The organism is Nocardia sp. NPDC058497, from assembly GCF_042720195.1.
Classification (GTDB): Bacteria; Actinomycetota; Actinomycetes; order Mycobacteriales; family Mycobacteriaceae; genus Nocardia.
In genome coordinates, this window is record NZ_JBHXMY010001012.1 from 1 (window position 1) to 682 (window position 682).

The 682-nt window shown below is 71.4% G+C and carries 1 protein-coding gene; it reads left to right on the forward strand.

All coding sequences use genetic code 11. From position 1 onward, the window contains the following. Positions 1-87: 87 nt before the first annotated feature. Positions 88-682: FAD-dependent oxidoreductase (locus ACFWPJ_RS33320; RefSeq protein WP_378857579.1), on the forward strand; the 595-nt coding region annotated here is incomplete at its 3' end.

The window sequence follows — 682 nt, forward strand, 5'->3', positions numbered from 1 at the left end:
GGGGGGGGGGGGGCCGGGGGGGGGGCCCCCCCGCGGCGCGCGCGCGGGGGGGGGGTGGTCGTTATTTACGCCTGGGCGGGGGGGGTTGTGGTTTTTGTTGGGGGTGGTTGGGGCCCGCGGCCCCCCCCCCCCCGACTGCTCAGTTCACCTGCCGCGCACAATCTCCTCGCCGACCTTTCCACGCTCAAATCCAGCCCATTGCTTCGAGTGGTCGGCGGCACCGATCTGATCGTCACCCGGTTGTCCGCCCCCATCGCACGTGCGAATCGACACCTGCGCCACGAGCTGACCGAGATCGTGCGCCACGCCGCACACGTCGAAATGACGTTCTCGACCCCGGACGGAGAGGTGCGAGAAGAATTCGATGCTGCCATCGTGACCGTGCCCCCACACTTGTTGTCACAAATCGACAGCGACTTCCCGCCTGAGGTTCTCGCTGCATTGCACGTGCCTCAGCCGCGCCCCGCGATCAAGGTCTTCCTGACCTACCCACAGCGCTGGTGGGAGCGGAAGCTCGGCATCTTCGGGGGAACGTCCTACCCGGCGGACCCGGTCGAGGGCCGCGGGTTTCCCAGCGCCCGATGGTCGCAGGCGGGCGGGCCGCGCCCAGCCGACGGGCGCCAAAACCAACCCGCGCCCCAGGGCGCGCGGGGGCCCCCCGCGCGGGCCCCCCCCGGCCGCG